5 protein-coding genes are annotated in these 4,675 nt (G+C 66.9%); all 5 read right to left on the bottom strand.

The window, feature by feature from the left end:
* Window positions 1–1,731, bottom strand: a 1,731-nt coding sequence (locus AC5P53_RS20485; RefSeq protein ID WP_495202979.1) for a methyl-accepting chemotaxis protein, incomplete at its 3' end; no start/stop codon positions are given.
* 101 nt (window positions 1,732–1,832) lie between these two features.
* Window positions 1,833–2,216 carry a hypothetical protein gene (locus AC5P53_RS20480; protein ID WP_014647020.1) on the bottom strand — a complete coding sequence of 128 codons (384 nt, stop codon included), beginning with the start codon at window positions 2,214–2,216 and terminating at the stop codon, window positions 1,833–1,835.
* 135 nt (window positions 2,217–2,351) lie between these two features.
* The gene (locus AC5P53_RS20475) at window positions 2,352–2,843 is read right to left on the bottom strand and encodes a chemotaxis protein CheW (protein WP_014647021.1); all 492 of its coding nucleotides are present in this window, start codon (window positions 2,841–2,843) and stop codon (window positions 2,352–2,354) included.
* Between the two features lie 183 nt (window positions 2,844–3,026).
* Window positions 3,027–3,800 carry a flagellar brake protein gene (locus AC5P53_RS20470; protein WP_046430424.1) on the bottom strand — a complete coding sequence of 258 codons (774 nt, stop codon included), beginning with the start codon at window positions 3,798–3,800 and terminating at the stop codon, window positions 3,027–3,029.
* A gap of 160 nt (window positions 3,801–3,960) precedes the next feature.
* Window positions 3,961–4,675 (bottom strand): methyl-accepting chemotaxis protein (locus AC5P53_RS20465; RefSeq protein ID WP_495227504.1); only part of this gene is annotated, 715 nt, incomplete at its 5' end.

Raw genomic sequence — 4,675 nt, 5'->3', positions numbered from 1 at the left:
TTCGATGGCCGACATGGTGGTGACCACCTGGCCGACCACGTCACCGCCCTGCGAGGCGACACCGTGCGCGCCGATGGCGAGCTGGTTGGCCTGGCGTGCGTGCTCGGCGTTCTGGCGCACGGTGGAGGTCAGTTCCTCCATGGAGGCAGCGGTTTCCTCCAGGTTGGCGGCCTGCTGTTCGGTGCGGCGCGACAGGTCGCTGTTGCCGGAGGCGATTTCACCGGCAGCGGAGCTGATCGCGCGGCTGGACTGCTTGATGCGGGTGACGATCTCGCTCAGCTGCGCGGCGGTGGCGTTGGCGTCGTCGCGCATCCGGGCGAACACGCCCTGGTAATCGCCGTGCATGCGCACGGTCAGGTCGCCCTGCGACAGCGCGGCCAGCAGGCCGGAGATCTGCTCGATGCTGCCGGCGTTGGCGTCCAGCAGGCCGTTGATCTGCTGGGCCAGCTGCAGGAAGAAGCCTTCCTTGTCGCTGGCATCGATGCGGCCGGACAGGTCGCCAGCGGCGGCCTGGGCGATCACGCGGGCCACTTCGGCTTCGACCTGCGCTTCCTGGGTACGGTCGCGCCATTCCACCACGTAGCCGACGGTGTCGCCGCCTTCATTGCGGATGGTCGAGACCACCTGGGCGAACTGGGCATCGCCGTACTGCATCGGGCGACGGGCGACGCCGTGTGCCTTCAGGTTGCCCAGCAGGGTCTGGTCCATCTCGCCGCGGTGTTCGAGCACGGTGACCGGCTTGCCGATCAGCGAAGCCTGCGCATCGAAGTCCGGCAGGTCGCGGCGCAGTTCGTCCTGGTATTGGCTCAGGGTCTGCTGCAGGGCGCGGTTGCTGTAGACGATGGTGTTGCTGGTGTCGGTCAGGTAGACGCCGGTCGAGCTGTAGTCCAGCGCGGTACGGATGCGCAGGTTCTCGCGGGCGATGGCCTGGTCGGTCTCGATGCGCTCGCGCAGGTCGCGCTGCATGCGCTGCATGGCCTGCATCAGTTCGCCCACTTCATCCTGGCGGCTGACGTCGATGTGGCCATCGAGCTTGCCGCCGGCCACGTCGTTGGCCACCGAGACGGCGCCACGCACGCTGCCGACCAGGGCGCGGGCAAACAGCCACACCAGCACCAGGCCGAGCGCGGCGCCGCCCAGCAGGGCGATCACGGTCAGCACGGCCGAGGCGGAGTAGGTGGATGCGGCCTCATCGCGCGAGGCGCGGGCGAGGCGGTTGTCTTCGGCGATCAGCGCCTCCAGCGCGGAGGCGGCCTTGCGGTGCTTGGTGCGGGTTTCGCCGACGAAGGTATCGATGGCGTCGTCCGGCAGGTCCAGCTCCAGCATCTCGGTGACGCTGTCATAGGATGCCAGGGCGTCCTTCCATTCCTTGGCGAAGGCGTCGAACAGCTTCTTCTGCTGCGGGTTGTCGACCAGCTTCGGATACTCCTTGATCGACTTGTCCATGCTGGCGCGCAGGTCGACACCCTGCTTGCGCGCATCGGACTTGACGTCATCGCTGGCGCGGATCAGCTGCTGGTAGGCGGCATTGCGGTACTCGCCCAGCATGCCGCGCATCTCGCCGGCCATGCGGATGCTCTCCATGCGTGAACCGGCCAGCTCGGTGGTCACGTTGTTCAGCGAATGCAGGCCGCGATAGGCGACGATGCCCTGCAGCAGCATCACCAGCAGGAGGACGCCGAAGGTCAGCAGCAGTTTCGGCATCAGTTTCAGGTTGTTGATCCACGGCATGGGCGTTGCGAGCTCCTAAGGCAGACGCGCCCGGGCATCGGGCCCGGTTGCAGCAGAAACCACGCCAGGACCAGGCCCGGCGTGGTCCGACGAACGGCGGATTACTTGATGTTGGCCAGCTTCAGCCCGGCCGGCGAGCTGACTTCGATTTCCGCACGCGAGGCGTCGCGCTGGATCTTGCCGATCACGCACACGGTCTTGCCTTCCAGGGTTTCCAGCGGGAAGGAGAACTTGCCGCGGTTCTCGCCGGCGATACGCGCCGAGAAGGTGTGGCGCGGGAAGGCGCCGCCCATGTACAGGAAGGTCGGCTGGCCTTCGGAGCCTTCTGCGTAACGGGCCTTTTCGACCTTGCCACAGACCATGCCGTCCTTGCCGACCGAACGCGGCGCCATTTCCGGCGGGATCATGTCGGCCGACTGGGCGAAAGCGGAGGCGGCGGTGGTGGCCAGGACAGCGGCCGAGACGAACGCAAACAGGGACTTCATCGAGGGTATCTCCGGGGATGGTAACGATCGGGCCGGTCCTGCGCGCTCCTGCGCGACCGGCTTCTGTCCCCCTATCGGCACCGCCGAAGGGAACTGAAGGGTTTTGTGACTGGAACGTGAAGCAGTTCCGTTTGCTCAGGCAGCGACGTCTTCGGCGAGGTTGGCCTGGCCCATGTCGGCGCTGTCGAGCAGGGTCTCGATGTCCAGCAGGATCAGCATGCGATCGTCGTGGGTACCGATGCCGGAGATGAAACGGGTGTCGACGGCCGCGCCGAATTCCGGGGTCGGGCGGATCTGCTCGGCCGACAGCGGGATCACGTCGGAGACGCTGTCGACGACGATGCCGACCACGCGGTCTTCCACGTTCAGCACGATCATCACGGTGAAGGCATCGTAGCGGGCGTTGTCCAGGCGCAGCTTCAGGCGCAGGTCGATGACCGGGACGATGGTGCCGCGCAGGTTGATCACGCCCTTGATGTAGTCCGGGGCGTCCGGCACGCGGGTGACGGCGTCGTAGCCGCGGATTTCCTGCACCTTGAGGATGTCCACGCCGTAGTGCTCATCACCAAGGGTGAAGCTGAGGAATTCGCCACCGGCGCTGGCGGCGGAGCTGGTCTTGTCGTTCATCGAGGGGTCCTGGTTCTGCCGGAAGTCCCGGTGTCAGGCTCGATATCGGCCCCGCCGGGGGGGACTTTAGGTGCCGGGCAGTGCCGTGGATGGGGTCAGATCCCTTTTCAGGGAAAAGGGATCTGACCCCGGCACGCGTTCCAGGGTTGCCGGCCGGCGGCCGGCACTACCGGTCGGACGGCCTCAGAGCTCGCCGTTGCGGCGGGCCTTGCGCTGGCGGTCGATGCGGAAGATGTAGCGCTGGATGGCGCTGTCGGCGCCGCGTGGCAGGCATTCAAAGCGCATTCCCACGCGCTTGACCTCGATGCCATTGGGCTGACGCTGCGGCAGCAGGTTGCAGACCACCAGTTCGATATCCAGGTCGGGGCCGTCCGGCAGCGACAGCCGCGCCGGATAGCGCTTCTGCAGACCAAACACCGCGCAGTCATTGGGCACCACCACGGCCAGGCCGCCACCGCTGATGTCCACTACGCGCATCGACAGGGCTTCGGCGCGCGCTTCGCCAGGCGGCAGCAGCAGGTGGGGCGAGTCGGTGACCGGCGTCTCCAGCCGGTACAGCTCGCGGCGCTGCAGGTGCACCAGTTCGTCAGGCAGCGGCGCACGGAAGGCCACATGGCCGTCGTTGTCCACGCGCTGCAGTTCGTGCAGCCGGAACCGTACCAGCACGCGTTCGAGCTGGGCGAAGCACAGCAGGTGATCGGCCTGCTCGGCGGCGCGGTTGGAGGCTTCCTGTGGGCTGCCATCGAGCAGCAGGAAGTCCTCGTCTTCGTCGAGGTCGAGCAGGGCGGTCGGGAAGGAACGGTCGCGGCCGTCGATATGGGCGTTGATCAGCGATCGCTGGTCGATCAGCGAGCGCAGCAGCTGGCGCAGCTGGCGCGGGTTGCGGACCAGGAATCGTTCGTCCGCGGCATCGGCCGCGTGGACATCATGCACTGCAGTGTCGTTGCCGTCGGACATGGAATCTACGGTCAGGGGCGGGCGCCAGCACGCATTGGCGCGAGGCTCGATGGGGATATCGGCTCCTGCACCGGATTATGAAGTGGGATTTGCATCACTTTCCACGTGTAAGGGGTCAGATCCCTTTCCCGCAGTAAAGGGATCTGACCCCGTGCTTCTGTCAGAATTCCTGCCAGTCGCCGTCCGTGGCCAGCGCCGGCTGGGCCGTTGCCGTGCGCAGCGCACGTGCCGGGGCCGGCTTTGCCGCAGGCGCGGCGGCTGCGAGCTGTCGCGGTACCGGTGCGGCCAGCGGGCGTGCCGGGATGGCCATCGTGCCCTGCGATGCCAGCCGGAAGCGGGCCACGGCTTCACCCAGCTGCACGGCCTGGTCTTCCATCGCGCGTGCCGCAGCAGTGGCTTCTTCCACCAGCGCAGCATTCTGCTGGGTGGTTTCGTCCATCTGCACCACGGTCTGGTTGACCTGCTCGATGCCCACCGACTGTTCCTGCGAGGCCGCGGAGATCTCGGCCATGATGTCGGTCACGCGCTGCACCGAGGCGACGATCTCGCCCATGGTGCTGCCGGCCTGGTGGACCAGGCTGGAGCCTTCGGCAACCTTGCCGACCGAGTCGTCGATCAGGCCCTTGATCTCCTTGGCGGCGGCGGCCGAGCGCTGGGCAAGGGTGCGCACTTCGCTGGCGACCACGGCAAAGCCGCGGCCCTGTTCGCCGGCACGGGCGGCTTCCACTGCGGCATTCAGCGCCAGGATGTTGGTCTGGAAGGCAATGCCGTCGATGACCGAGATGATCTCGGCGATCTTCTTCGACGAGGCTTCGATGGCCGACATGGTGGTGACCACCTGGCCGACCACGTCACCGCCCTGCGAGGCGACACCG

The organism is Stenotrophomonas sp. YJH_SMC_82 (assembly GCF_059368875.1).
This window is presented reverse-complemented; position numbering and strand designations above follow the sequence as displayed.

What these genes read in the sequence shown, in the direction of transcription:
- AC5P53_RS20480 (WP_014647020.1), bottom strand. Translation starts at nt 2,216, where the DNA reads ATGAAGTCCCTGTTTGCGTTCGTCTCGGCCGCTGTCCTGGCCACCACC.
- AC5P53_RS20475 (WP_014647021.1), bottom strand. Translation starts at nt 2,843, where the DNA reads ATGAACGACAAGACCAGCTCCGCCGCCAGCGCCGGTGGCGAATTCCTC.
- AC5P53_RS20470 (WP_046430424.1), bottom strand. Translation starts at nt 3,800, where the DNA reads ATGTCCGACGGCAACGACACTGCAGTGCATGATGTCCACGCGGCCGAT.